At 65.4% G+C, this 23,558-nt stretch carries 20 protein-coding genes and 2 tRNA genes; 3 read left to right on the top strand and 19 right to left on the bottom strand.

Annotated elements, in window-relative coordinates; genetic code table 11:
• Positions 1-154 precede the first annotated feature (154 nt).
• Positions 155-901: a methyltransferase domain-containing protein gene (locus tag QME84_11430; GenBank protein MDI6874874.1), complete on the top strand. Its 747-nt coding sequence runs from the start codon at positions 155-157 to the stop codon at positions 899-901.
• Between the two features lie 40 nt (positions 902-941).
• Positions 942-1,685, top strand: a complete 744-nt coding sequence (locus QME84_11425; protein MDI6874873.1) for a 3-oxoacyl-ACP reductase family protein — start codon at positions 942-944, stop codon at positions 1,683-1,685.
• Positions 1,686-1,703: 18 nt separating this feature from the next.
• On the opposite strand, the gene QME84_11420 is transcribed toward QME84_11425, so the two are convergent.
• Positions 1,704-1,886: a hypothetical protein gene (locus tag QME84_11420; GenBank protein MDI6874872.1), complete on the bottom strand. Its 183-nt coding sequence runs from the start codon at positions 1,884-1,886 to the stop codon at positions 1,704-1,706.
• A 128-nt stretch (positions 1,887-2,014) separates the two neighbouring features.
• On the opposite strand from QME84_11420, the gene QME84_11415 reads away from it, so the two are divergent.
• Positions 2,015-2,983 (top strand): carbon-nitrogen hydrolase family protein, encoded by a 969-nt coding sequence (locus QME84_11415; protein ID MDI6874871.1) that lies wholly within the window; start codon positions 2,015-2,017, stop codon positions 2,981-2,983.
• A 258-nt stretch (positions 2,984-3,241) separates the two neighbouring features.
• Here QME84_11415 and QME84_11410 read toward each other — a convergent pair.
• From QME84_11410 to ilvB, 18 genes are all read right to left on the bottom strand, one after another.
• A tRNA-Glu gene (locus QME84_11410) sits at positions 3,242-3,319 on the bottom strand.
• Between the two features lie 20 nt (positions 3,320-3,339).
• Positions 3,340-3,413, bottom strand: a tRNA-Gln gene (locus QME84_11405).
• A 163-nt stretch (positions 3,414-3,576) separates the two neighbouring features.
• Positions 3,577-4,590, bottom strand: a complete 1,014-nt coding sequence (locus tag QME84_11400; protein ID MDI6874870.1) for a YhdH/YhfP family quinone oxidoreductase — start codon at positions 4,588-4,590, stop codon at positions 3,577-3,579.
• A 221-nt stretch (positions 4,591-4,811) separates the two neighbouring features.
• Complete coding sequence (locus QME84_11395) at positions 4,812-5,573, bottom strand: MBL fold metallo-hydrolase (protein ID MDI6874869.1); 762 nt, start codon at positions 5,571-5,573, stop codon at positions 4,812-4,814.
• Between the two features lie 147 nt (positions 5,574-5,720).
• Positions 5,721-7,160 (bottom strand): glutamate--tRNA ligase, encoded by a 1,440-nt coding sequence (gene gltX / locus QME84_11390; protein MDI6874868.1) that lies wholly within the window; start codon positions 7,158-7,160, stop codon positions 5,721-5,723.
• Between the two features lie 55 nt (positions 7,161-7,215).
• On the bottom strand, positions 7,216-8,454 hold the full coding sequence (locus QME84_11385; GenBank protein ID MDI6874867.1) for a hypothetical protein: 1,239 nt from the start codon (positions 8,452-8,454) through the stop codon (positions 7,216-7,218).
• A 516-nt stretch (positions 8,455-8,970) separates the two neighbouring features.
• Positions 8,971-9,741 (bottom strand): fumarylacetoacetate hydrolase family protein, encoded by a 771-nt coding sequence (locus tag QME84_11380; GenBank protein ID MDI6874866.1) that lies wholly within the window; start codon positions 9,739-9,741, stop codon positions 8,971-8,973.
• Complete coding sequence (cimA, locus tag QME84_11375) at positions 9,738-11,312, bottom strand: citramalate synthase (protein MDI6874865.1); 1,575 nt, start codon at positions 11,310-11,312, stop codon at positions 9,738-9,740. Before cimA ends, QME84_11380 begins: the two co-directional genes overlap by 4 nt.
• Before the next feature lie 115 nt (positions 11,313-11,427).
• Positions 11,428-12,345: a branched-chain amino acid transaminase gene (locus tag QME84_11370; protein MDI6874864.1), complete on the bottom strand. Its 918-nt coding sequence runs from the start codon at positions 12,343-12,345 to the stop codon at positions 11,428-11,430.
• Between the two features lie 111 nt (positions 12,346-12,456).
• Positions 12,457-13,515 (bottom strand): 3-isopropylmalate dehydrogenase, encoded by a 1,059-nt coding sequence (locus QME84_11365; protein ID MDI6874863.1) that lies wholly within the window; start codon positions 13,513-13,515, stop codon positions 12,457-12,459.
• 118 nt (positions 13,516-13,633) lie between these two features.
• Positions 13,634-14,146 carry a 3-isopropylmalate dehydratase small subunit gene (locus QME84_11360; GenBank protein MDI6874862.1) on the bottom strand — a complete coding sequence of 171 codons (513 nt, stop codon included), beginning with the start codon at positions 14,144-14,146 and terminating at the stop codon, positions 13,634-13,636.
• An 8-nt stretch (positions 14,147-14,154) separates the two neighbouring features.
• Positions 14,155-15,420 carry a 3-isopropylmalate dehydratase large subunit gene (leuC, locus tag QME84_11355; GenBank protein ID MDI6874861.1) on the bottom strand — a complete coding sequence of 422 codons (1,266 nt, stop codon included), beginning with the start codon at positions 15,418-15,420 and terminating at the stop codon, positions 14,155-14,157.
• 32 nt (positions 15,421-15,452) lie between these two features.
• A complete protein-coding gene (locus QME84_11350) occupies positions 15,453-17,039 on the bottom strand; it encodes a 2-isopropylmalate synthase (GenBank protein MDI6874860.1) in 1,587 nt (528 codons plus the stop codon).
• 19 nt (positions 17,040-17,058) lie between these two features.
• Positions 17,059-18,648, bottom strand: coding sequence for a phosphoglycerate dehydrogenase (gene serA / locus QME84_11345; GenBank protein MDI6874859.1), 1,590 nt, complete (start codon positions 18,646-18,648; stop codon positions 17,059-17,061).
• Positions 18,649-18,806: 158 nt separating this feature from the next.
• Positions 18,807-19,982 carry an alanine--glyoxylate aminotransferase family protein gene (locus QME84_11340; GenBank protein ID MDI6874858.1) on the bottom strand — a complete coding sequence of 392 codons (1,176 nt, stop codon included), beginning with the start codon at positions 19,980-19,982 and terminating at the stop codon, positions 18,807-18,809.
• A gap of 177 nt (positions 19,983-20,159) precedes the next feature.
• On the bottom strand, positions 20,160-21,155 hold the full coding sequence (ilvC, locus tag QME84_11335; protein ID MDI6874857.1) for a ketol-acid reductoisomerase: 996 nt from the start codon (positions 21,153-21,155) through the stop codon (positions 20,160-20,162).
• Between the two features lie 40 nt (positions 21,156-21,195).
• Complete coding sequence (gene ilvN / locus QME84_11330) at positions 21,196-21,672, bottom strand: acetolactate synthase small subunit (protein ID MDI6874856.1); 477 nt, start codon at positions 21,670-21,672, stop codon at positions 21,196-21,198.
• 24 nt (positions 21,673-21,696) lie between these two features.
• Positions 21,697-23,451, bottom strand: a complete 1,755-nt coding sequence (ilvB, locus tag QME84_11325; GenBank protein MDI6874855.1) for a biosynthetic-type acetolactate synthase large subunit — start codon at positions 23,449-23,451, stop codon at positions 21,697-21,699.
• Positions 23,452-23,558 lie beyond the last annotated feature (107 nt).

Genomic DNA, 23,558 nt, shown 5'->3' with positions numbered 1-23,558 from the left:
CTGGGATGGGAGGAGGAAGGCTAGGTGGCTGACACAAAATCCTTGACGCTACCGGTGTCCCGGGAGGCGGAAACCAACCGGGTCACACCATGCGCCGTCGCGAGGCTACACGAACCGCCTCTTCGGAACGTCCACCAAGCGAAGGAGCGCGGCCTTGAAGAAGGAGGAATACGAGGCTCTCTACCGGCTGGAAGACACCCACTGGTGGTACCTGGGGCACCGCTCGCTCTACGCCCGTCTCCTCGACGCCCACTGCCCGGAGGCGGCGCGGGGAAGGGTCCTGGATGCGGGATGCGGCACCGGCGGCCTGACCGCCTGGCTGCGGAACCGTTACCGGCCCCGGCGGCTGGTGGCCCTGGACGCCAGCGAAGCGGCCCTCATGCGCTGCGGGGAAAGGGGGCTGGAGGAGCTGCTCTGCTGCTCGGTGGAATACCTGCCCTTCCCGGACGCCTCCTTCGACCTGGTGCTCTCCCTGAACGTCATCTACCACCGCGAGGTGAAGGACGACCTGGCCGCCCTGCGGGAGATGGGCCGGGTCCTGGCTCCCGGCGGGTACCTCCTTCTCAACCTGCCCGCGCTTCCTTTCCTGCGCGGGGGCCACGACCTGGCCGTGGGCGGAGCCCGGCGTTACACGCGTTCCCGGCTCCTGGAAATGCTGGAGGCGGCGGAGCTACGGCTGATAAAGGCAACCTACTTCGTCTTCTTCCTGCTGCCGGTGATCGCCGTCCGCCGCCTTCTGACCCGCGGCCTCCCCGAGGAGGAAGCGGCCTCCGACCTCTTCCTCCCACCGCCGCCCCTCAACCGGGCCCTCGCCCGCCTGCTGGAATTGGAGGCCCGCATGGCCTCCTGGACGGGTCTTCCCCTGGGCAGTTCCCTCACCGCTCTGGCCCGCAAGGTTTAATATTATCCGTCTAGGAAGGTAGACCAGAAAGGAGCGTATGATGATACGGGGAAGCAACGCCATCGTCACCGGTTCCTCCCGGGGCATCGGCCGGGCCATAGCCCTGCACCTGGCGGAACGCGGGGCCAACGTGGTGGTCTGCTGCCAGAGCCGGGTGGACGCCGCCAACGAGGTCCGGGAACGGGCGGAGGCCATGGGGGTGCGGGCGCTGATGGTGCAGTCCGATCTGGCCACCGAGGAGGGCGCCCGCCTGGTGGTAGAGCGCTGCGTAGAGGAGCTGGGCGGAGTGGATATCCTGGTGAACAACGCGGGCATGATCCACCTCTCCCCCATCCAGTCCCTGGAGAACCGGGACCTGGAGAGGGTCCTGCGCGTCAACCTCTTCAGTTACTTCTACATGGCCAAGCACTGCATCGCCGACATGCTGCGCAGGCAGGCCCCGGGCTGCGTGGTAAATATTTCCTCCATCGTCTCCATGATCGGTATGGCCGGGGGGACAGCTTACGCCGCTTCCAAGGGAGGGGTCAGCGGTTTCACCGTCTGCCTGGCCCGGGAGGTGGCCCGCCACGGCATCCGGGTGAACGCCATCGCCCCCGGTTACATAGAGACGGAGATGATCGGCTGGATGCCCGAGGACTACAAGGCCAAGGTCATCCCCCGCATTCCCATGCGCCGCTTCGGGACCGGGGAGGAGGTAGCCAAGGCGGTGGCCTTCCTGATCGAGGACGCTACCTACATGACCGGCCAGACCCTCATCCTGGACGGCGGCATCATGATCGACTGAACCGTAGGCGAGGTAGGTTCAGGGGTTGCAGCCGGAAAGATCGCATCCCATGAGGGCCACCTCGAGGTAGGTCTGGAAGATCGGCGGCTCCAGGTTCACCTGGTAGTCGATGACCGCATCGATCACCGCCGGTTTCCCCAACCTTACCTCCTCCTCCAGGGCGGGCCGGATGCCCGTTATACAAGTTGAGATGAGCGGCATGCGGGAGCTTCCACCCGGCGCCTGGAATTCAGTCGAGGGAGAAGATCGATGATCGGCGAAAAATCCGACGTAGGTTCTTGTGAATCGCGGTATACGGAAACTGGCTCATCGTCAACGGGAGGTTAGTCATGGGGATGCAGGCGAGGACACTTCGGGTGGGGGCGGTGCAGATGGAATCGGCCAACGGGGACTTGGAGGGGAACCTGGAGCGGGCCACTCGCCTGGTGGAGGAGGCCGCGGAGCGCGGGGCCCGGCTGGTGGTCCTCCCGGAGTTCATGCCCACCGGATACGTATACACGAAGGAGATATGGGAGGTCGCTGAGCCCCGGGAGGGGCCCACCATGCACTGGCTGCGGGAGACATCCCGGAGGCTGGGCGTCTGGCTGGGAACCAGCTACCTGGAGGCGGAGGGCGAGGACTTCTACAACAGCTTTGTGGTCACCGGCCCGGATGGGGAAGAGGCGGGCCGGGTGCGCAAGCAGACCCCGGCCTTCGCCGAGGCCTTTTTCACCCGGGGGGAGGCCGGTCCGCACGTCATCGAAACCGGGCTGGGGCGCCTGGGAGTGGGAATCTGCTACGAGAACCAGCTCTCCTACCTGCCCCGGCTGATGTGCACGGTCCAGCCGGACCTCCTGCTCATGCCCCACTCCGCGCCCTCCCCCATGCCCAACCCCCTTTTCCCCCGCCGGTCGGTGGAGGAATACAACCGGCGCCTGAGGGAACTGGCGCCTTTCTATGCCCGCATGCTGGGCATCCCGGTGGTCATGGTCAACAAGCGCGGGCCCTGGGTCTCACCCATACCGGGGCTCCCCTTCCTCACCCAGAGGTCTTCCTTCCCCGGCTACACCTGCATTGCGGACTCCGACGGCTCCATCCTCGCCCGGCTGGGTGACGAGGAAGGGGTCATCGTGGAGGAGGTGCGGATGGACCCCGCGCGCCGGAAAGGGGAGGTCCATCCAGCCGGGGGGCGCTGGGCCTTCCCGGTTCCCTGGGCCATGAACCAGTTCCGCCTCATCGAAGCGGTGGGGCGGGTCTATTACCGCCTCAGCCGGGAGCGCCGCCGCCGCGCCCGCCATATCGCCGACATGGCCTGCTAGGCAGGATATAATGTGCATGGGGGCTACGCGGTCTTCCCGGATATGGTGGCCTACGAGGCGGGTGGAAACTTCTCCCGCCTTCCGACCCCTTGTCGAGTAGCCGTGCCCTGCCCCTTCTTCCCCGAAGCCGTCCGAGTCATCACCCGTAAGGGACACCGTCCGCCTCTTTCGCTTGTGTCCCAAACGGCCGCGCGCATTCCCGGAGATAGCCATGGTTTATTCCGAGGAAATATAAGGCCCCTTCTGGGGCCTTGGACTTGGTAGCGCATGCGGGATTCGAACCCGCGATCTCCGCCTTGAGAGGGCGGCGTCCTAGGCCAACTAGACTAATGCGCCACGCATTCCATATTCAGTTCTGGCTGGGGGAGAAGGATTCGAACCCTCACAACGAGATCCAGAGTCTCGCGTCCTACCATTAGACGATCCCCCAACTAAATTCCGGGGGATATGATAACACAAGCACTGCTTCCTCTCAACCGCCGTGATACGGCATCCTACGACACCTCTCAGGTGGAAACGATACCGCGCACCGAGTCCTTCCTTGCGCTCTCCCTTGCCTTCCGCCGAGAGAGGCCGCCTTCCATCCGGGGGAACTACTGGACCCGCACCACGGCGCGTCCCTGGGACTTCTTGTTCAGGAGCAGCTGGAACCTCTCCTCCACCTGCTCCAGGGTTATCTCGGTGGCGAAATCCTCCAGATTGTCGGGCTTCCACTCCCCGGCCATCTTCTCCCACACCTTGAGGCGCAGGTCCATGGGACATTCCACGGAATCGATGCCGATGAGGGTTACCCCGCGCAGGATGAAGGGATACACGTTCAGGTTCAGCTCGTGCCCGCCGGTGTTCCCGCAGGTGGTCACCACCCCAAGGTAGGCGGCCTGCTTTACCACCGTGGCCAGGACGTTGCCGCCCACCGTGTCCACGGCGCCGGGCCAAATCCCCTTGAGGAGGAGCTTGCCCGAGGTGTCGTTCACCTCCGAGGCGGGGATGACCCTGGAAGCACCCAGGGACTTAAGCTTCTCCTCCACCTGGGGATACTCGGACTCGTCCACCAGCCCGGCGGCGGCCACCACCTGGTAGCCCAGCTTGGCCAGAAAGCGCAGGGCCAGGGAGCCCACGCCCCCGCTGGCGCCGGTCACCAGCACCTCGCCGGCATCCGGTCCGACCCCGGCCCCGGTGAGCTTGTATACCGAGAGAGCGGCGGTGAAGCCCGCCGTGCCATAGATCATGGATTCCTTCAGGGTCAACCCGGCCGGAAGCCTGACCACCCAGGAGGCGGGGACGCGGATATACTCGGCCATCCCTCCCGAGGTGTTCATGCCCAGGTCGTAGCCGGTGACCAGGACCTCCTCCCCCGGCTTGAAGTTTGGACTGGAGCTCTCCTCCACCACCCCGGCGGCGTCGATGCCTGGGGTGTGGGGATAAATTTTAGTCACCCCGCGATTACCTATGGCCGAGAGGGCGTCCTTGTAGTTCACCGAGGTATAGTGCACCCGGATGAACACCTCGCCCGGGGGGAGCTCGTCGGTGTCCCTGGTCTCGATGCTGCGGGTGAAGGTCCCGTCCTCCTGCTCGCGAACCACGATGGCCCGGAATGTCTTGCCCATCTCACCCCTCCTCTACCTTTCCGCGTCCTTGAACTTATAACGTCTTCGAACTCTTACCGCCCTTTCCGAACCCCTCGCGCCGACGCCCGGAAGCGGCGGCACTTCCCGGCCGGACTCTCCGGTTTCCCTTTCCTTGCGCCGTGTGCACCGAACCCGGCGCAATTACATTATCCCCGCTGCGGGACGCGTGGTCAAAAACGGCGTTTTCGGCCGTGAAAGGATTACAATTCCTCGAGCCGGTTGATGACCGGGATCCTCACCCTGGCCCGCGGATGCCTCCTTCGCATCTCCGCCAGGAAGGGCTCCAGGTCCACGTATTGGCTGAGGGGCGGGTAAAAATCGTCGTGGTGGTGGGGGATGACCGTGGCCGGTCGCACGCGGTCCACCAGGCCTGCGGCCACGGAACAGATGTCCGTCCTTCCCTGCACCGGCACCAGGAAGGCGTCCACCCTGCAGTCGGGAATCCAGGTCATGCAGGCGCTTCCCAGGTGGAGGAGGGTCCTGCCCTCCGCCTCCACCAGCCAGCCCAGCACCTCACCGGTGGGATAACGGGAGGTTCCCAGGCGCGCCAGGTCCACCAGTTCCATGCGACACCTCCACAGGGTGGTAAGAACCAGCCGCGCATCGAAGGTGACGTGGCAGGCGGGGACGGCGGTCACCCGGAAGGGGGCCACCTCGGCCGCTTCCCCGGGCCACCGGACGCGCAGCCGGGTCCAGGGCACGCCCCGGGCGGCCAGGGAAGCGCATACCGCGGCCGACGCGTAAACGACGGCCCTGGAAATATCCACCAGTTCTGGAACGTCCAGGGTATGGTCGAAGTGGCCGTGGGTGAGGAAGATAGCCTCCGCGTGCCCCAGGTCCTCGGGTCGGAACGGTTGTTCGGGGCGGGCCCTCGGGTTCCGGGTAAGGTAGGGATCGATCAGGATGCTGGTCCTTCCGCTGAGAAGCTCGAACCCGGCCGTTCCCAACCACCGGTAACGCATGCGGCTCTCCTTCTTAACATCCGAAAAACAGGTCCCGGCCGAATCCCCCGCAGAATTCCCGCTCCCGGGGCTCCTTCCCCGGCCGGGGATTTCCCAAACCCGCGAGGCGGGAGGCCCTCCAGGCCTTGACGTGGAAGTCGCTTCCTCTCAGGAACGGTCCAGGGCACGGGCGATGCGCTGCAGGCACTTCTCCCGCCCCAGCAGCTCCATGGATTCGAAGAGGGGCGGGCTCACCCTGCTTCCGGTGACCGCCACCCGGATGGGCTGGAAGGCCTTGCGGGGTTTCAGCCCCATCTCCTCCACCATGGAACGCAGGAGGGCCTCGATGTCCCGGGCGTTAAAATCTTCCAGCTCCAGCAGGCGCTTTCCCGCCTCGCGCAGCACGGCGCGGTTCTCCTCTCCCTCCAGGAACCCCAGGGAATCCTCCGCCGTCTCCACCTCCCGGAAGAGGAAGGCCAGCAGGGGGACCGCGTCGGAGAGCACCTTTATCCTCTCCCGGACGAGGGGAGCGGCGCGGCGCAGCCTCTCCATGCCCTCCCGGTCGTCCTCCCCGAGCAGCCCCTCCCGCACCAGGAAGGGTCGCATGGCCTCCGCCAGCTCGTGGTCCCCCATGGCCATGATGTACTGGGCGTTCATCCAGTAAAGCTTGTCCGTGTCCCACACCGCCGGCTTGGAGGACACCCGCTCCAGGCTGAAGTTGGTCACCAGGGTGTCCAGGTTCATGAGGGTAGTGGAATCGTCCAGCGACCACCCCAGGAGGGCCAGGAAATTGAGCATGGCCTCGGGGAGGAAACCGGCCTCCCGGTAGTATCCCACGGCCACGTCGCCATGCCGCTTGGAGAGCGGCTTCCCGTCCGTGCCCACGATCATGGGGAGGTGGGCAAAGGCGGGGGGTTCCTTCCCCAGCGCGCGGTAGATGAGGAGCTGCTTGGGGGTGTTGGAGAGGTGATCATCCCCCCGCACCACGTGGGTGATGTGCATGTCGATGTCGTCCACCACCACCGCCAGGTTGTAGGTGGGCGTGCCGTCATTACGCAGGAGCACGAAGTCCTCGATCTCCCGGTTGCGGAAGACCACCTCCCCCCGCACCAGGTCGTGCACCGTCGTTTCCCCCTCCTCCGGGACCCGGAAGCGCAGGGCGTAGGGACGCCCCTCCTCCTCCATGCGCCGTGCCTCCTCCTCGGGGATGCGGCGGCAGCGGCGGTCGTACATGGGGTTGCGCCCCTCGCGCAAGGCCTTCTCCCGTCTCTCCTTGAGCTCTTCCGGGGAGCAGAAGCACCGGTAGGCGTAGCCCTCCCGGAGCAGCCGGCGGGCTGCGTCGTGGTACAGGGCGTAGCGCCCTGTTTGGCGATAGGGCCAGTGGTCGCCACCGGCGTCCGGGCCCTCGTCCCAGTCCAGCCCCAGCCAGCGCAGGTCGGTCATGATAGCCTCGATGGCCTCCTCCGTGGAGCGGGAGAGGTCGGTGTCCTCGATGCGCAGGATGAAGGAACCTCCCGACTGGCGGGCGAGCAGCCAGTTGTAGAGGGCCGTGCGGGCCCCTCCCACGTGCAGGTAACCGGTGGGGCTGGGCGCGAAACGCAGGCGCAATCCTCGTCCACCTCCTGTCTGAAGACATGCGATGAAATGGTTCGCGCGACGGGATTTATGATACCACAGGCGCAGATGATGATCTGGAAAGGAAAAATATGGTCCATAGGGAGGATTTATAGGTCTTTGTCACCACCTGGCCCAGCAGTAGGGCGGCGGCCAGGATGAGGTAGAGGGGAGCTCGGGCCAGCCACTCCAGGATGGAGGGGTTGAGTGCCTCCGCCGCCCTTTCCGCCGCCCAGATCAACAAAAGGGAAAGGGGCCAGGCCAGGGCAAGGAAGGCGACATCCGCGGCCAGGGCCTGCAGCCACACCAAAAGGCAGCGTGGCGTCTCGTTCCGGAAAAGGCTCCACCCCTCCCTCCAAGCTTGCGGGGGCTTCATTCCATTTATTACCACCTGGCGCGCGGCCAGGATCACTGGGATTCCCAGGGGGACGTACACCGCCAGCAAAAGCACCAACCAGAGGAAAAGGGCCAGGAGATACGGAAATATTAAGTGGAGATGGGGATCCCACCTGCCCCAGAGGAGGACCAGGAGTGATGCCAGGGAAACGACCGCCACCCGGGCGGCATCCCAGGGCAACAAGGTGAGGGCCAGTTCAGGCAAACGCTTCCTGCTCCGGCGCAAGGCATCCTTGAAAGTAAGATCGACGCCCCGTTTTTCGGAGGAAGCGAACTCCTCGCCCGGCGCTCCGAAAAGAGCCCTACCGCATTCCGCGGCTGTTTCCTCCGCGCCGCCGAACCGAACTTCATTGCCCCGCTCCGCGCCGGGCATGCGGTCGATCCAGAAAAAGGTTTCCACCTCACCCGAGTGAATTCCCCCCGGTTCCGCCCGAGAGGCGCCTCCCTTACCTTCCTCCCTCCCCATCCGAGAAGGAGGACCTCCCGGCGCACCCACGCCATACCCGGGAGGAGAGTTCCCGCCAGCGGCACCCCCGGAACCGGCAATCTGTCGTATCAGCACTGCCTCCCCTAGGTAACCACCCGCCCGCAGGAAAACGAAAATGGTCAGGCTCACGAGCACCAGGACGGCCGCGTCCGGGAATCCTTTCCCCGCCCCGCTCCTAACCCATCTGGCCGCCGTCTCTCCCACTCCTTGCGGCTCCCAGCCGAAGAGAACGCGCCAGCTCTCGGAAAGGCCCACGGAGAGGAGAATGGCCGCCGGCCAGAGTCGCTTCTCCCGCCGGGCCAGGTGGATGGCAAGCCTCCACGATCCTCCGTCACGGCCGGAAGACAGTTCGCCGCTGAAATTGCCGTTTTCTGGTATTCCCGGCTTGCGCCCCCCGTTTCTCAATCCGACCCTTCCTTCACCTAAATTCTCCCGGTGCATCCATACCATCCGCTTTATATTAATCCACGAATCGTTATTCGAAATCCGGGAAGGAAGATCGGGACGAGGGCTTCACCGCTTTCGAGCGACAAGTTCCGGCGCCCATATTTTCGACCTCGCCGGAAGGGAGTAAGGAAAGACGAAGGGGACCATGACAGGTTGCTTCTCTACGGCACCGGCTTCTCCTGCCGCCTTTCCCGCGGACCGGCCACCTCCACCAACGTGGCGTACATGGATCGCCCGGCTTTCCCAGTTTTCGCCGGCGGAAACCGGGGGGCTGGAATGAACGACACGATCAAGCTCAATTCATGAAGGTAGGGAATATTTACCATGCCTAGATCGTGCAGCGGGCGCTTCCGGCGTCATGCACATCAGCCATGCCATTTCCGAGGACGAAAAAGTGCCAGGGATTCGGCCAACCCGCTCCCGATCGGAGGTCCTAAGGGAGGCGGAACGGCGTGATCCTCGAAGCCTTCCGGATCACCGGGAATCAGATGCGGAGATCACCGTGTTGCGCAGGGTCCCCACGCCCTCGATGACCACCTCCACCACGTCGCCGGGGCGCATCTCCCCTACCCCGGGAGGGGTGCCGGTCATGATCACGTCCCCCGGGTAGAGGGTCATGACGCGCGAGGTGAAGCTGAGGAGTTCCGCCGGGGAGAAGATCATGTTGGAGGCGGGAGACGATTGGCGTACCTCCCCGTTGAGGCGCAGCTCCACGGTGAGCTCCGCGGGATCCACCTCCGTCTCGATGAAGGGCCCCAGGGGACAGAAGGTGTCGAAGCTCTTGGCCCGCGTCCACTGCCCGTCCCTGGCCTGCAGGTCGCGGGCGGTAACGTCGTTGCCACAGGTGTAACCGAGGATGCAGGCGGTGGCCTCTTCGACGCTCACGTTACGGCATTCCCGCCCGCACACCAGGACCAGTTCCGCCTCGTAATCCACCCTCCTGCTCATGGAGGGATAGACGATCTCCCCGCCATGGGCGAGCAACGAGGACGGTGGCTTCATGAACAGCACCGGCTCGTCGGGGATGGGCATACCCAGCTCCTCGGCGTGGTCGCGGTAATTCAGGCCCACGGCGATTATCTTCTGGGGAAACACCGGGGCGAGGAGCTCCACCTCCTCCAGGCGGCAGGTCCTCCCCACCTCCTTTATGCCGGTGAAGGGTGTGCGTTCCAGCTCGTGGAGCAGGCCGTCCTCCAGGATCCCGAAATGTGTATGTCCCTTGTGCAGGTACCTGGCTATCTTCATGGTTGGGCTTTCTTGTGCAAAAGTCCGTACTCGATGGAATCCACCAGGGCCTGCCAGGAGGCCTCGATGATGTTCTCGGAGACCCCGATGGTCCCCCAGGTCTTCTCCCCGTCCCCGGTCTCGATGAGTACCCGGGTGACGGCGGCGGTGGCCTTCTCCGGGTTGAGGATGATGACTTTGTAGTCCTGGAGGTCGATGTCCTGAAGCTCCGGGTAGGCCCGTCCGATGGCCAGGCGCAGGGCGTTGTCCAGGGCGTTGACCGGGCCGTTCCCCTCCGCGGTGGCGATGATGCGCTTCCCCCGCACGTGCACCTTGATGGTGGCCTCGGTGACCACCTTTCCGTCCTCGCGCTTCTCCATGATCACCCGGAAACTCTCCAGCCGGAAGAAGACCTTGTGCATCCCCAGGGCGCGGCGCATGAGCAGCTCGAAGGAGCCGTCGGCGGCCTCGAAGTGGTAACCGCGGTGCTCCATCTCCTTGATCATGTCCAGGATCTCCTGCACCTTCTCCGGGTGACGGCCGAGGTCGTAGCCCAGCTCCTTCCCCTTGATGATGATGGTGGACTTCCCGGAGAGCTCGGAGACCTCGATGCGCTGCATGTTGCCCACCAACTCGGGGCGGATATGCTCGTAGGTCTCCGGGTCGCGCATCACCGCGCTCACGTGTAGGCCCCCCTTGTGGGCGAAGGCCTTCTGGCCCACGTAAGGCTGGTGGGAATCGGGCTTGATGTTGGCGATCTCGCTCACGTAGTGGGAGAGCTCGGTCAGCCCGGCCAGGCTCTCCATGGACACCGCGGGGATGCCCATCTTGAGCACCAGGGCGGGGATGATGGAGCACAGGTTGGCGTTCCCGCAGCGCTCCCCGTAACCGTTCACCGTGCCCTGCACCATGGAAGCTCCTTCCATGACCGCCGTGAGGCTGACGGCCACGGCGCACTCGCTGTCGTTGTGGGCGTGGATGCCGATGGGCACCGGGATCTTGTCCCTGACCTCGGAGATTATCCGCTGCACCTCCCAGGGCAGGGTCCCCCCGTTGGTGTCACAGAGGCACACCCAGTCCGCCCCGGCCTCCACCGCCGCCCGCACCGTATCCATGGCATAGCGGGGGTTGCTCTTGTAGGCGTCGAAGAAGTGTTCCGCGTCGTAGATGACCTCCCGGCCGTGGTGTTTGGCGTACTCCACGGAATCGGCAATCATGAAGAGGTTCTCGTCCAGCCCGGTGCGCAGGGCGGTGCGCACGTGAAGTTCCCAGGTCTTTCCGACTATGCACACCGTCGGCGTGTCGGCCCGCAGTAGGTCCTCCAGCTGGCGGTCCTTGTCCGCGCCGATCATGGCCTTGCGGGTGGAACCGAAGGCCACGGGAACGGCATTTTTCAGGTCCACCCCCTTGAGGCGCTGGAAGAGCTCCTCGTCCTTGGGGTTGGAGCCCGGGTAACCGCACTCCACGTAGTGCACGCCGAACTCGTCCAGGCGATGGAGGATCTTGAGCTTGTCCTCCACGGAGAGGGATACCCCCTCCATCTGGGCTCCGTCACGCAGGGTGGTGTCGTACAGCTTAACCGTTTTTTCCATCATGGCTTTCCCGGAATCATAAGCGGCCGCCGGGGTGATGGTCTCCGGCCCGGCTCGTACATCCCGTCCTGTCGACCCGAGGCCGTCCCGCCTCCTTCCCGGCTATGGCCGGCCCTCAATCCACGTATTCCAGCCAGTGGTCGTAATCCCCGTCCTGACCCTTGACGATGGCGAAGAACTTCTCCTGGATGCGCCGGGTGACGGGGCCCGGCTCACCCAGGGGTCGGTCGTCTACCTCGCGGATGGGCACGATCTCCGCCGCCGTTCCGGTGAAGAAGGCCTCGTCGGCGTGATAGAGGTCCGTCCTCACCAGCTCCTTCTCCCGGAAGGGGATCTCGAAATCCTCGGCGATGCGGATGACCGAGTCCCGGGTGATGCCCTCCAGGGCCCCCGAGGAGGTGGGCGGGGTGTAGAGGAAGCCGTTGCGCACCACGAAGACGTTCTCCCCCGCTCCGTCGGCCACGAACCCGTGCTGGTTGAGGAGGATGGCCTCGTCGTAGCCGGCCTCGGTGACCTCCATCTTGGCCAGGATGGAGTTGAGGTACTGGCCGGTGGCCTTGGCCGCGGGGGGTATGGCGTTGGGGTCGTTGCGGCGGAAGGAGGAGATCTTGGCCCGCACGCCGTTCCTTATCCCCTCCTCGCCCAGGTAGGCGCCCCAGGGCCACACGGCGATGGCCACGTTGACCGGCGCCGCCTGGGGATGCAGCCCCATCTCCCCGTACCCGCGGAAGGCGATGGGGCGTATGTAGCAGCTCTTGAGGCCGTTGGCCCGTATGACCACCTTGGTGGCCTCCACCAGCTCCTCCAGGGAATAGGGGATGGACATGCGGTAGATGGCGGCGGAGCGGAAGAGCCTCTTCAGGTGGTCGGTGAGGCGAAATACTGCCGCCCCGCGCGGGGTCTCGTAGGCGCGGATGCCCTCGAAGACCCCCGAGCCGTAATGCAGGGAATGGGAAAGCAGGTGGACCTTGGCCTCCTTCCAGTCCACTAGTTCCCCGTCCATCCAGATCTTCTCCACTTCCGGGATGGGCATAGGCTACTCCTTCCGCTACCTGATCCTGGCGTCCTTTCTCCGGGTCTCCCACGGCGCCGCTTCCCACGGGATAACCCAACCGGCCGGGATTCGATCTCGGCCCCCGCCGGCTCAACCTTCACGGATGTATTTTACGACAAGATCTCCCACTTCCGTGGTGGACTTGCCCATCTTCCCCGCCGACAGGGAGAGGAGGTCCCGCTCGCAGACCCGCATGACGGCGCGCTCCACCCGCTCCGCGGCCTCCCTCTCCCCCAGGTGGTCCAGCATCATCTGCACGGCGCAGATGGCCGCCAGGGGGTTGATGACGTTCTTGCCGGTGTACTTGGGGGCCGAGCCCCCGATGGGCTCGAACATGGAGACGCCCTCGGGGTTGAGGTTCCCCCCGGCGGCGATGCCCATTCCCCCCTGGATGATGGCCCCCAGGTCGGTGATGATGTCGCCGAACATGTTGTCCGTGACTACCACGTCGAACCACTCCGGGTTCTTGACGAACCACATGCAGATGGCGTCCACGTGGGCGTAGTCCGTGGAGATGTCCGGGTATTCCGCCGCCACCTCGTGGAAGGTCCGCTCCCACAGGTCCCAGGCGTAGGTGAGCACGTTGGTCTTCCCGCACAAGGTGACCTTGCGCTCCCTGTCCCGGCGCCGGCAGTACTCGAAGGCGAAACGGATGCAGCGCTCCACCCCCTTGCGGGTGTTCACGCTCTCCTGCACGGCAACCTCGTCCGGGGTCCCCTTGCGCAGGAACCCACCCGTCCCGGCGTAGAGGCCCTCGGTGTTCTCCCGCACCACCACGAAATCGATGTCCTCCGGGCCCTTGTCCTTGAGGGGGCAGTCCACCCCCGGGTAGAGCTTGACCGGACGGAGATTGATGTACTGGTCCAGGCCGAAGCGTATTTTCAGGAGGATGCCCTGCTCCAGGATACCGGGTTTCACGTCCGGGTGCCCAATGGCCCCCAGGAAGATGGCATCGAAAGTGCGCAGCTCCTCCAGCTCCTCGTCGGTGAGGGTTAAGCCGGTGCGCAGGTAGCGCTCCCCCCCGAAATCGAAGAAGGTGGTCTGGAAGTCGAATCCGGCCACCTCCGCCGCCGCCTCCAGGGCCTTCACTCCTTCCCGCACCACCTCCGGTCCGGTGCCATCACCCGGGATCACCGCTATCCTGTACATGACCTCTGCTTTCCTTTCCTCGTTTCCTATATGGGGCCTTCGATTCCTATCTCCCGCACGTATTCCACCAGGCCGCCCCGCTATCAACCTCTCGCTTCTCGCCCTCCCGTTGCTCCTTTCAGGCGCCTCCCGCTTTCCTCTCCTGCAGGCGCTCCCGCACGTATTCCACCAGGCCGCCCCGGGAGATGATCTCTTGCATGAAATCCGGGAAGGGCTGGGCCTGGAATCTATTACCAGTGGTTAGATTTTCCACCGTGCCCGCCTCCAGGTCCACTCGAAGCCGGTCCCCGGTGCTGGTGTCCGCCACCGCCTCGGGGCACTCCAGGATGGGCAGCCCCACGTTGATGGCGTTGCGGTAGAAGATGCGAGCGAAGGAGGAGGCGATGACGCAGGAGACGCCGCATCCCTTGATGGCCAGCGGGGCGTGCTCCCGCGAGGACCCGGAGCCGAAGTTCTCCTCCGCCACCAGGATGTCCCCCGGCTTCACCTTGCGCGCGAAGGCCGGGTCCAGGTCCTCCAGGCAATGGGCCCCCAGCTCCTCCGCGGTGGTAGCCGTGAGGTAGCGGGCGGGTATGATCACGTCGGTGTCGATGTCCCGCCCGTAGCGCCAGGCGTCGCCCTCCAGGACCATTCCCTCGCTCATCCCGCCACCTCCTCCGGGTGGACTATCCTTCCCGCCACCGCCGAGGCCGCGGCCACCGCCGGACCGGAAAGGTAGACCTCGCTTCCCGGGTGCCCCATGCGCCCCACGAAGTTGCGGTTGGTGGTGGCCACCGCCCTCTCCCCCTCGGCCAGCACCCCCATATGCCCTCCCAGGCAAGGCCCGCAGGTGGGGGTGCTCACCGCCGCTCCCGCCTCCAGGAAGTCCTCCATCCAGCCGCGGCGCACCATCTCCAGGAGAACGGCCTGGGTCCCCGGGAAGACTATGGCCCGCACCCGGGGGTGCACCTTGCGCCCCCGGAGGATGGAGGCGGCGACCTCCATGTCCTCCAGCCGCCCGTTGGTGCAGGAGCCGATGACCACCTGGTCCACCTCCACCTCCCCCACCTCGGATACCGGGCGCACGTTGGAGGGGAGGTGGGGCAGGGCCACCTGGGGCTCCAGGGCGCTCACGTCTATGGTCAGTCGCTCCACGTAATGGGCGTCGGGGTCGCTTTCCAGAACCTGGAAGGAGCGGCGCGCCCTACCCTCCAGCCAGGCCAAGGTCCTGCCGTCCGCCCTGAAGATGCCGTTCTTGGCCCCCGCCTCCACGGCCATGTTGGCCATGGCAAAGCGGGAATCCATGGAAAGTGCTTCCACCGCCGGCCCGGTGAACTCCATGGCCCGGTAGCGCGCCCCGTCCACACCGATGATCCCGATGGTGTGCAGGATGAGATCCTTCCCGCCTATCCACCGCGGCAGCTCGCCCACGTACTCAAAGAGCATGCTCTCCGGCACCCTCAGCCAGATCTCCCCCAGGGCCATGGCCATAGCCAGGTCGGTGGAGCCCACCCCGGTGGAAAAAGCTCCCAAAGCACCGTAGGTGCAGGTGTGGGAATCGGCCCCCACCACCAGGTCCCCAGGAAGCACCAGTCCCTGTTCGGGCAGGAGCACGTGCTCGATTCCCACCCGGCCTATCTCGTAATAGAACTCCAGCCCCTGCTCGCGGGCGAACTCGCGCAGGAGGGCGCAGTTGCGCGCCGCGGCGATGTCCCTGGCCGGGGTGAAGTGGTCGGGCACCAGCACCACCTTCCCGGGGTGGAAGACCCTCTCCGCCCCCATGCACCGGAAGGCCTCGATGGCCAGGGGGGCGGTGATGTCGTTGGCCAGGGCCAGGTCTACGGCCACGTTGAGGAGCTCCCCCGGCCGGACCTCCTCCCGGCCGGCGTGGGCGGCGAGTATCTTCTCGGTGATGGTCTGACCCATGATCTCCTCGCGCGGTGCGGCATCCCGGCCGGTCAGGAACCGGCCTTCTTACTCGCCGTCCTGCTCCGCGTGCCCGCCTTGGCCTTGCGGGCCAGCTTCTTCTTCTCCAGGAGGCCCTTCTGGATGCCGCGGTTGATGGCGTTTATGTAGGCGCGGGCACTGGCCTCGATGATGTCCGGGCTCACCCCCCGGCCCACCACCTCGTGCCCGTCGATGTCCAGCTTGATGGTCACGTCCCCCATGGCGTCCAGCCCCTTGGTGATGGCCTGCACCTGGTAGGAGACCAGCTTGGCCTTGACCTTGGTGGCCTTGGCGATGGCCTTGCACACCGCGTCCACCTGCCCGTCCCCGGTGGCCGTGGCCTCGTAGCTCTTGCCCTCCCGGCTCAGCTTCACGGCGGCGATGGGGATGGCCCCGGTCCCCGAGGAGGACTGCATGTACTCCAGCTGGAAGAGCTCCTCCAGGGTGCGGATCTCGTCCAGGGCGATGGCCTCCAGGTCCTTGACGGTGATCTCCTTCTTCTTCCCCGCCAGCTCCTTGAAGCGGATGAAGGCCCTCTCCAGCCCCTTGTCGTCCAGGTAAAAGCCCATTTCCTCCAGCTTGGCCTTCAGGGCGTGGCGGCCGGAATGCTTGCCCAGGTAGATCTCGGATTCCACCAGGCCCACATCCTCGGGGTGGATGATCTCGTAGGTCACGCGGTGCTTGAGTACCCCGTCCTGGTGGATGCCCGACTCGTGGGCGAAGGCGTTGTCCCCCACGATGGCCTTGTTGGGCTGCACGTTGTAGCCGGTGAGCATGGACACCAGGCGGGAGGTCTGGTAGATCTCCCGGGTGTTGACCCCGGTGGTGAGGTCCACGTAGTCCTTGCGGGTGTTGATGATCATGACAATTTCTTCCAGGGAAGCGTTGCCCGCCCGCTCCCCCAGGCCGTTCACCGCGCATTCGATCTGGCGGGCCCCCACCCGTGCCGCGGCCAAAGAATTGGCCACCGCCAGCCCAAGGTCGTTGTGGCAGTGCACGCTGACCAGCACGTTCTCGATGCCCGGGACGTTCTCCATGATCCCCTTCACCAGCTCGGCGAACTCGTCGGGAAGGGCGTAGCCCACGGTGTCCGGGATGTTGATGACCGTGGCCCCCGCCTTGATGGCCGCCGCGTACACCTGGTAGAGGAACTTGGGGTCGCTCCTGGTCGCGTCCATGGCCGAGAACTCCACGTTCTCCACGTACTTGCGGGCGTAGGCCACGGCGTCCCGGGCCAGCTCCAGCACCTGCTTGGGCGTCTTCTTCAGCTGGTACTTCATGTGGTACTCGGAGGTGGAGATGAAGGTGTGGATGCGCGGCCTTTCGGCGAACATGATGGCCTCCCAGGCCCAGTCGATGTCGTTGCGCTCCGTGCGCGCCAGGGCGCAGATGACCGGTCCCTTGACCGTCTTGGCCACCGCCTTCACCGCCTCGAATTCGCTGGGGCTGGAGACGGGAAAACCGGCCTCGATGACGTCCACCTCCAGGCGGGCCAGCTGCTCGGCGATCTCCACCTTCTCCCGCTGGTTGAGGCTGATACCCGGCGCCTGCTCACCGTCCCTCAGGGTGGTATCGAAAATGTAGATTCTCTCGGCCATCTGGTTTTCCTCCCCGTCCTCACCACAACTGGATGAACTTTCCATCCCGCACCTTGGGAACGCGCCGGATCTCCTCCATGACCTCGTCGGGGATGGGGACGTCCACGTTTATCCCCATCACCGCCTCCCCGCCGATCTTCTTCCTTCCCACCTGCATGTGGGCGATGTTGATGTTGTGATCGCCCAGGATGGTGCCAATCTTTCCGATCATCCCCGGGACGTCCGCGTAGCGGAAGAAGGCCATGTACCGCGAGGGGCCCAGGTCGATGTCGTACTCGTAGACGTGGACGAAGCGCTCCGCGTTGGAGAGGCCCACCAGCGTCCCCCCCACCGCCACCTCGCTCCCGTCGCGGCGGCCGCGCACCATGATCAGATTCACGTAATCGCGGGTCTGCTCCGACTTGGTTTCCCGCACGGCTATCCCCTTCTCCTTGGCGAAGAGGGGCGCATTCACGTAGTTGACCGGCTCGAAGACGATCTTCTCGAAGAAGCCCTTGAGGGTGGCCACGGTGAGCACCCCGGTCTCGTGGTTGGCCAGCTCGCCCAGGTACTCCAGCTCTATCTCGTCCACGTGGCCCTCCACCAGGTGGGTGAGGAGCAGGCCCAGCTTCTCCGCCAGGGGCAGGAAGAGGCGCACCGTCTCGTCCACCTCTGCGGGCACCGGCAGGTTGACCACGTTGGGCACGAACTCCCCCTTGAGGGCCGCCGCCACCTGCTCGGCGATCATCACCCCGGCGCGGTCCTGGGCTTCCTGGGTGGAGGCTCCCAGGTGCGGGGTGGCGATGACCTTGGGGTGTACCACCAGAGGGCATTCCGTGGCCGGCTCGTTTTCGAAGACGTCCAGGGCTGCCCCGGCCACCTTCCCCGACTCCAGGGCCCGGTATAGGGCGTCCTCGTCGATTATCCCCCCACGGGCCACGTTGAGAACCCGCACGCCGTCCTTCATCTTGGCGAACTCCTCCTCGCCGAGGAGATGGTAGGTCTCCTTGGTCTTGGGAAGGTGGACGGAGATAAAGTCCGCCTGGGCCAGCAGCTCGTCCAGACTGGAGACCAGCTCCACCCCCAGGCGCCGCGCCTTCTCCTCGGAGATGTAGGGGTCGTAGGCCAGCACCCGCATCCCGAAGGCCAGGCACCTCTGGGCCACCAGGGTCCCGATGCGCCCCAGGCCGATGATACCCATGACCTTCTGGTAGAGTTCCACGCCCTCGAACCTCTTGCGGTCCCAGCACCTCTCGCGCAGGGAGTTGACCGCGTCGGGGATGTAGCGGCACATGGCTAGGAGGAGGGCCATGGTCTGTTCCGCGGCGGAGATGATGTTGCTCTGGGGGGCGTTGATGACCATGATGCCCCTCTTGGTGGCTGCCTCAACGTCGATGTTGTCCACGCCCACACCGGCCCTGCCGATGACCTTCATGCGTTCCGCCGCCTGGATGACCTCGGCATCCACCTTGGTGGCGCTACGCACGATGAGGGCCTCGTACTCCCCGATGCGACGGAGCATCTCCTCCCGCGACATGTCCGGGAGATAATCCACCTCGAAATCCCTGCGCAGGAGCTCGATCCCGCTCTCCGCGATCTTCTCCTTGACCAGGACGCGAGCCAAACCCATCCTCCTTTTTTCCGTACCTCCCTATGAACTGCGTATACCTTCCATCGTTCTTATCCCCGCTTTCAGCCGCCTTGCGGCCCGGCCCCTGGCGCCTGCCCGCCTCCGCCCGCGGAAGCTCCAGGCGGATGCCCCGCGGAGCGCCGGCCTAAAGCGGCCTCTCAACCGGAGCCAGCTCTTCCCTCCGTCAACTCCCAGTATAGCTTCTCCATGGCCGCCACGCCCGAGCCCGGCTCCGCGGGATACCCCAGGGACCTCAGGGTGAGCTCCAGGGCGGCCACCGCCGTCACCATGTCGAAGAAGTGGTAGTATCCCACGTGCCCGAACCGGAAGATCTTGCCCTTCAGGCGGTCCTGCCCGCCGGCGATGATCACTCCGTGCACCCGGTTCATGTGGCGGACTATGTCCCCGCCCTTGATGCCCTCCGGGACCTTGACCGCGGTGACCGCGTAGGCGCGTTCCAGGACCTTGGGAAAGAGTTCCAGGCCCAGGGCCTGCACCGCGGCGCGGGTGCACAGGGCCAGAACGCGGTGGCGCTCCCAGGCCGCCTCCAGTCCCTCGGAAAGAAGCAGGTCCACCGCCGTAGACATGGCCTTGACCAAGCTCACCGCCGGGGTGAAGGGGGTCTCCGGGGAATCGGACAGGTACTTCTTGCGGGCCTTCTTGAAACAGAAGTAATAAGCCGGCGACTCCGCCCTTTCCACGTATTCCCAGGCCTTGGGGCTCACCGCCGCCGCCGCCAGCCCGGGCGGGGTCATCAGCGCCTTCTGGGACCCGGTGACCAGCACGTCCACCTTCCATTCGTCGGTGCGCAGCTCGAGGGCCCCGGCCCCGCTTATGGAATCCACCACCAGGATGGCCGGTGTCCCACTCACCACCTCCCCCACGGCCCGTATGTCGTTGACCACTCCGGTGGAGGTCTCGCTGTGGGTCACGAAGACCCCCTTGATGTCCGGCTTCTCCCGGAGGTAACGGGCGATGACCTCCGGGTCCGCCGCCTCGTCCCAGGGATACTCGTAGAGCTCCACCTCCAGTCCGTAGACCCTGGCTATCTCCGCGAAGCGCATCCCGAACTTGCCCCCCGCGGCCACCAGCACCCGGTCTCCCGGGCTGAAGCAGTTGGCCACCGCCCCTTCCATGGCTCCGGTCCCCGAGGCGGCGAAGATGAGGACGTCGTTCTCGGTGAGCAGAACCTTCTTAAGGCCCTCCACCAGGCGCACGAAGAGCTCGGTGTAGGCTGGGGTTCGGTGGTGGATGATGGGCTCCGCCTGCACTAAGCTCACCTCGGAGGGTATGGGGGTGGGCCCCGGGGTGAGCAGGTACTCCTTGCGGATCATCTTCTCTCACGTCCTTTCCGTTCTTCTCCCTCCAGGATACCTTGAGAATTCCGGCAACCCGAACCTCGGGCTCCACCACGCGGTACACGGCCCTTGACGCCGCCGAATTCCCGAACCCCTTAAAGACCTTGTCCGCTCCGTTTCCCCGATCCCTCTGGTATCCGGCGTTCCTTCCACTCACTTCTCCCGGAGCCAGCTCATCATGGAACGCAGCTCCTTCCCCACCTTTTCGATGAGGTGTTCCGCGTCCCGGCGGCGCAGGGAGTTGTATACCGGCCTCCCGGCCTGGTTCTCGAGTATCCACTCCCGGGCGAACTCCCCGCTGGTAATCTCTTCCAGGATGCGCTTCATCTCCCGGCGCGTCTCCCCGGTGATTATCCTCCGCCCCCGGGTCATGTCCCCGTATTCCGCGGTGTCGCTGATGGAATGGCGCATGAAGGAGATGCCTCCCTCGTAGATGAGGTCCACGATGAGCTTCAGCTCGTGGAGACACTCGAAGTAGGCGATCTCCGGCTGGTAACCCGCCTCCACCAGGGTATCGAAACCGGCGCGGATGAGCTCGGTAACCCCGCCGCAGAGCACGCACTGCTCCCCGAAGAGGTCGGTCTCCGTCTCCTCCCTAAAGGTGGTCCTGATGACCCCCGCCCGGGTGGCTCCCAGCCCCTTGGCGTAGGCCAGCCCCAGCTGCAGGGCCTGCCCGGTGTAATCCTGGTGCACGGCCACCAGGGAGGGCACGCCGCTGCCCTGCTGGAACATGCGGCGCACCATGTGACCCGGGCCCTTGGGGGCCACCATGACCACGTCCACGTACCCGGGTGGAATAACCTGGAAGTAGTGGACGTTGAAGCCATGGGCGAAGAAGAGGGCGTTGCCCTCCCTGAGCCCCTGCCTCACGCCCTTTTCATAGACCTCGCGGTGGTCCTGGTCGGGGACCAGCATCATGACGATGTCCCCGGCCTCCGCCGCCTCGGCGATGCCGGCCACCTCCAGGCCCGCCTCCCGGGCCCTTTCCCGCGAGGGGCTTCCCTCGCGCAGGCCCACCACCACCCTGACCCCGGAGTCGTGCAGGTTCAGGGCGTGGGCGTGTCCCTGGCTCCCGAAGCCGATGATCGCCACCGTCTTGCCCTCCAGGAGGGAAAGGTCCGCGTCCTTATCGTAGTAGATCTCCGCCATCTCCAACCTCCCGGCTCCGATTCCGTTCTCCGTCCTCCGCTCACTTGCCCCTGGGCAGGGCCACCTTGCCCGTGCGCACCAGTTCCCTTATCCCGTAGGGGCGCACCAGGTCCTCGAAGGCCTGCAGCTTCTGGGAGCTCCCGGTGACCTCCACGATGATGCTCTCCGGGGAGACGTCCACTATGTTTCCCCGGAAGATGTCCACGATCTCGATGACCTCGGAGCGGGTGTCCTTGTCCACCTTGACCTTGGCCAGCACCAGCTCCCGGGCCACCGAGGTCTCGGGGTCCAGGTCCACTATCTCTATGACGTTGATGAGCTTGTGCAGCTGCTTGCGCACCTGCTCCAGGGAGTGTTCCGCCACGTCCACCACGATGGTCATGCGGGAGATGTCCGGCCGGTCCGTGGTCCCCACCGCCAAGCTGTCGATGTTGAAGCCGCGGCGGGCGAAAAGCTCGGCCACCCTGGCCAACACTCCGGGCTTGTTCTCCACCAGCACGGACAAGGTATGTTTCATCGCCTCCGCCTCCCCCTTATTGCCTTACAGGAAGGGCTCCTCGGCCTTTTCGGGGTGCACCTTTTCCACCGGGTAGAGCAGGTCCCCGATCATGTCGTAGAGGGGCGCCCCGGGAGCCACCATGGGATAGACGTTCTCCTCCGGGTCCACCCAGAAGTCGATGAGCACCGGGCAGGGCGCCTCCAGGGCCTCCAGGATGGCCTGGTCCACCATCTCCGGGTCCTTGACCCGGATACCCTTGGCCCCGTAGGCCTCGGCCAGGAGCACGAAATCCGGGGTCCTCTCCCTCTCCAGGCAGGAACAGGAATACTTGCCGTGATAGAAGAGCTGCTGCCACTGGCGGACCATCCCCAGGTAACCGTTGTTGAGGATAGCCACCTTCACCGGCGCGCCCTCCAGCACCGCCGTGGCCAGCTCCTGGATGGTCATCTGCACGCTCCCGTCCCCGGCGATGTCGAAGACCACCTCCCCAGGCTTTCCCAGCTGGGCACCGATGGCCGCCGGGAGGCCGAAACCCATGGTCCCCAGCCCCCCGGAGGAGATGAAGCGGCGGGGCTTGTCCACCTTGTAGTACTGGGCGGCCCACATCTGGTTCTGACCCACCTCGGTGCACACGATGGCCTCCCCCCGGGTGAGGGCATGTATCCTCTCCACCACGTACTGGGGCTTGAGGGTCCCGGAGTCGCGGTCGTAGGTCAGGGGATACTTCTTCTTCCATCCCTCGATGAGGGCGTTCCACTCCGAGCGGTCCGGGGCCTGCACCTCGGAACGCATCTCCCGGATAGCGGCGTTGAGGTCCTTGAGGACCTGCCTGGCGTCCCCCACGATGGGGATGTGGGCCCGCACGTTCTTGCTTATCTCCGCCGGGTCCACGTCGATGTGGATGACCCGGGCCTTGGGGGCGAACTCGGAGAGCTTGCCGGTGATGCGGTCGTCGAAGCGGGCCCCCACGGCGATGACCAGGTCCGTCTCGCACATGGCGTAATTGGCGCAGCGCGTGCCGTGCATGCCCAGCATTCCCATGGAAAGGGGGTGGCTCTCCGGGAAGGCCCCCTTGCCCATCAGGGTGTGGGTAACGTGGATGCCGTTCTCCTCGGCCAGCTTCTTGAGCTCGGCGGAGGCCCCGGAGGTGATGACCCCGCCCCCGGCGTAGATGACCGGGTTGCGGGCCTCGAGGATGGCCCGCGCCGCCAGGCGGATCTGCTTCTTGTGCCCCTTGAGGGTGGGCTTGTAGCCGGGAAGCACGGGGTGCTCACGGCGCCGGTACTGCAGTTCTCCCCGCGATACGTCCACCGGCAGGTCGATGAGCACCGGCCCCGGGCGTCCGGTGCGGGCGATGTAGAAGGCCTCCTGTACTACGTCGGGGATGTCCGCGGGGTCCTTGACCAGGTAGTTGTGCTTGACGATGGGCATGGTGATCCCCGTGGTGTCCGCCTCCTGGAAGGCGTCGGTGCCGATGAGGTTGGTGGCCACCTGCCCGGTGATGGCTACCAGGGGTATGGAATCCATGTAGGCGGTGGCGATTCCAGTGACCAGGTTGGTGGCTCCGGGACCGGAGGTGGCCATGCATACTCCCACCCGGCCCGTGGCCCGGGCGTACCCGTCGGCGGCGTGGGCGGCTCCCTGCTCGTGCCGGGTGAGCACCTTGCGGATGGGGGAGTCGTAGAGCACGTCGAAGACGGGCAGGAGGACCCCTCCGGGTATCCCGAAGATGATCTCCACGCCCTCCTCCTCCAGGGAGCGAACCAACGCCTGGGCCCCGGTCATCTTCACCTGCATCACCTTCCCGTCAGCGTTCTCCGCTTTCCGTCCCGCGCCTCCCGGCGGGCCTCCGGTCAAACCTCTTCCTTCCCTCCCTGTCTTCCTCCCCCCGGCTTAACGCCCGC

It is taken from the genome of Actinomycetota bacterium, from assembly GCA_030019255.1.
In the GTDB taxonomy this organism is placed as follows: domain Bacteria; phylum Actinomycetota; class Geothermincolia; order Geothermincolales; family RBG-13-55-18; genus Solincola_A.
Note: the sequence above shows the minus strand (reverse complement) of the source record. Positions and strands in the feature narration are given on the sequence as shown.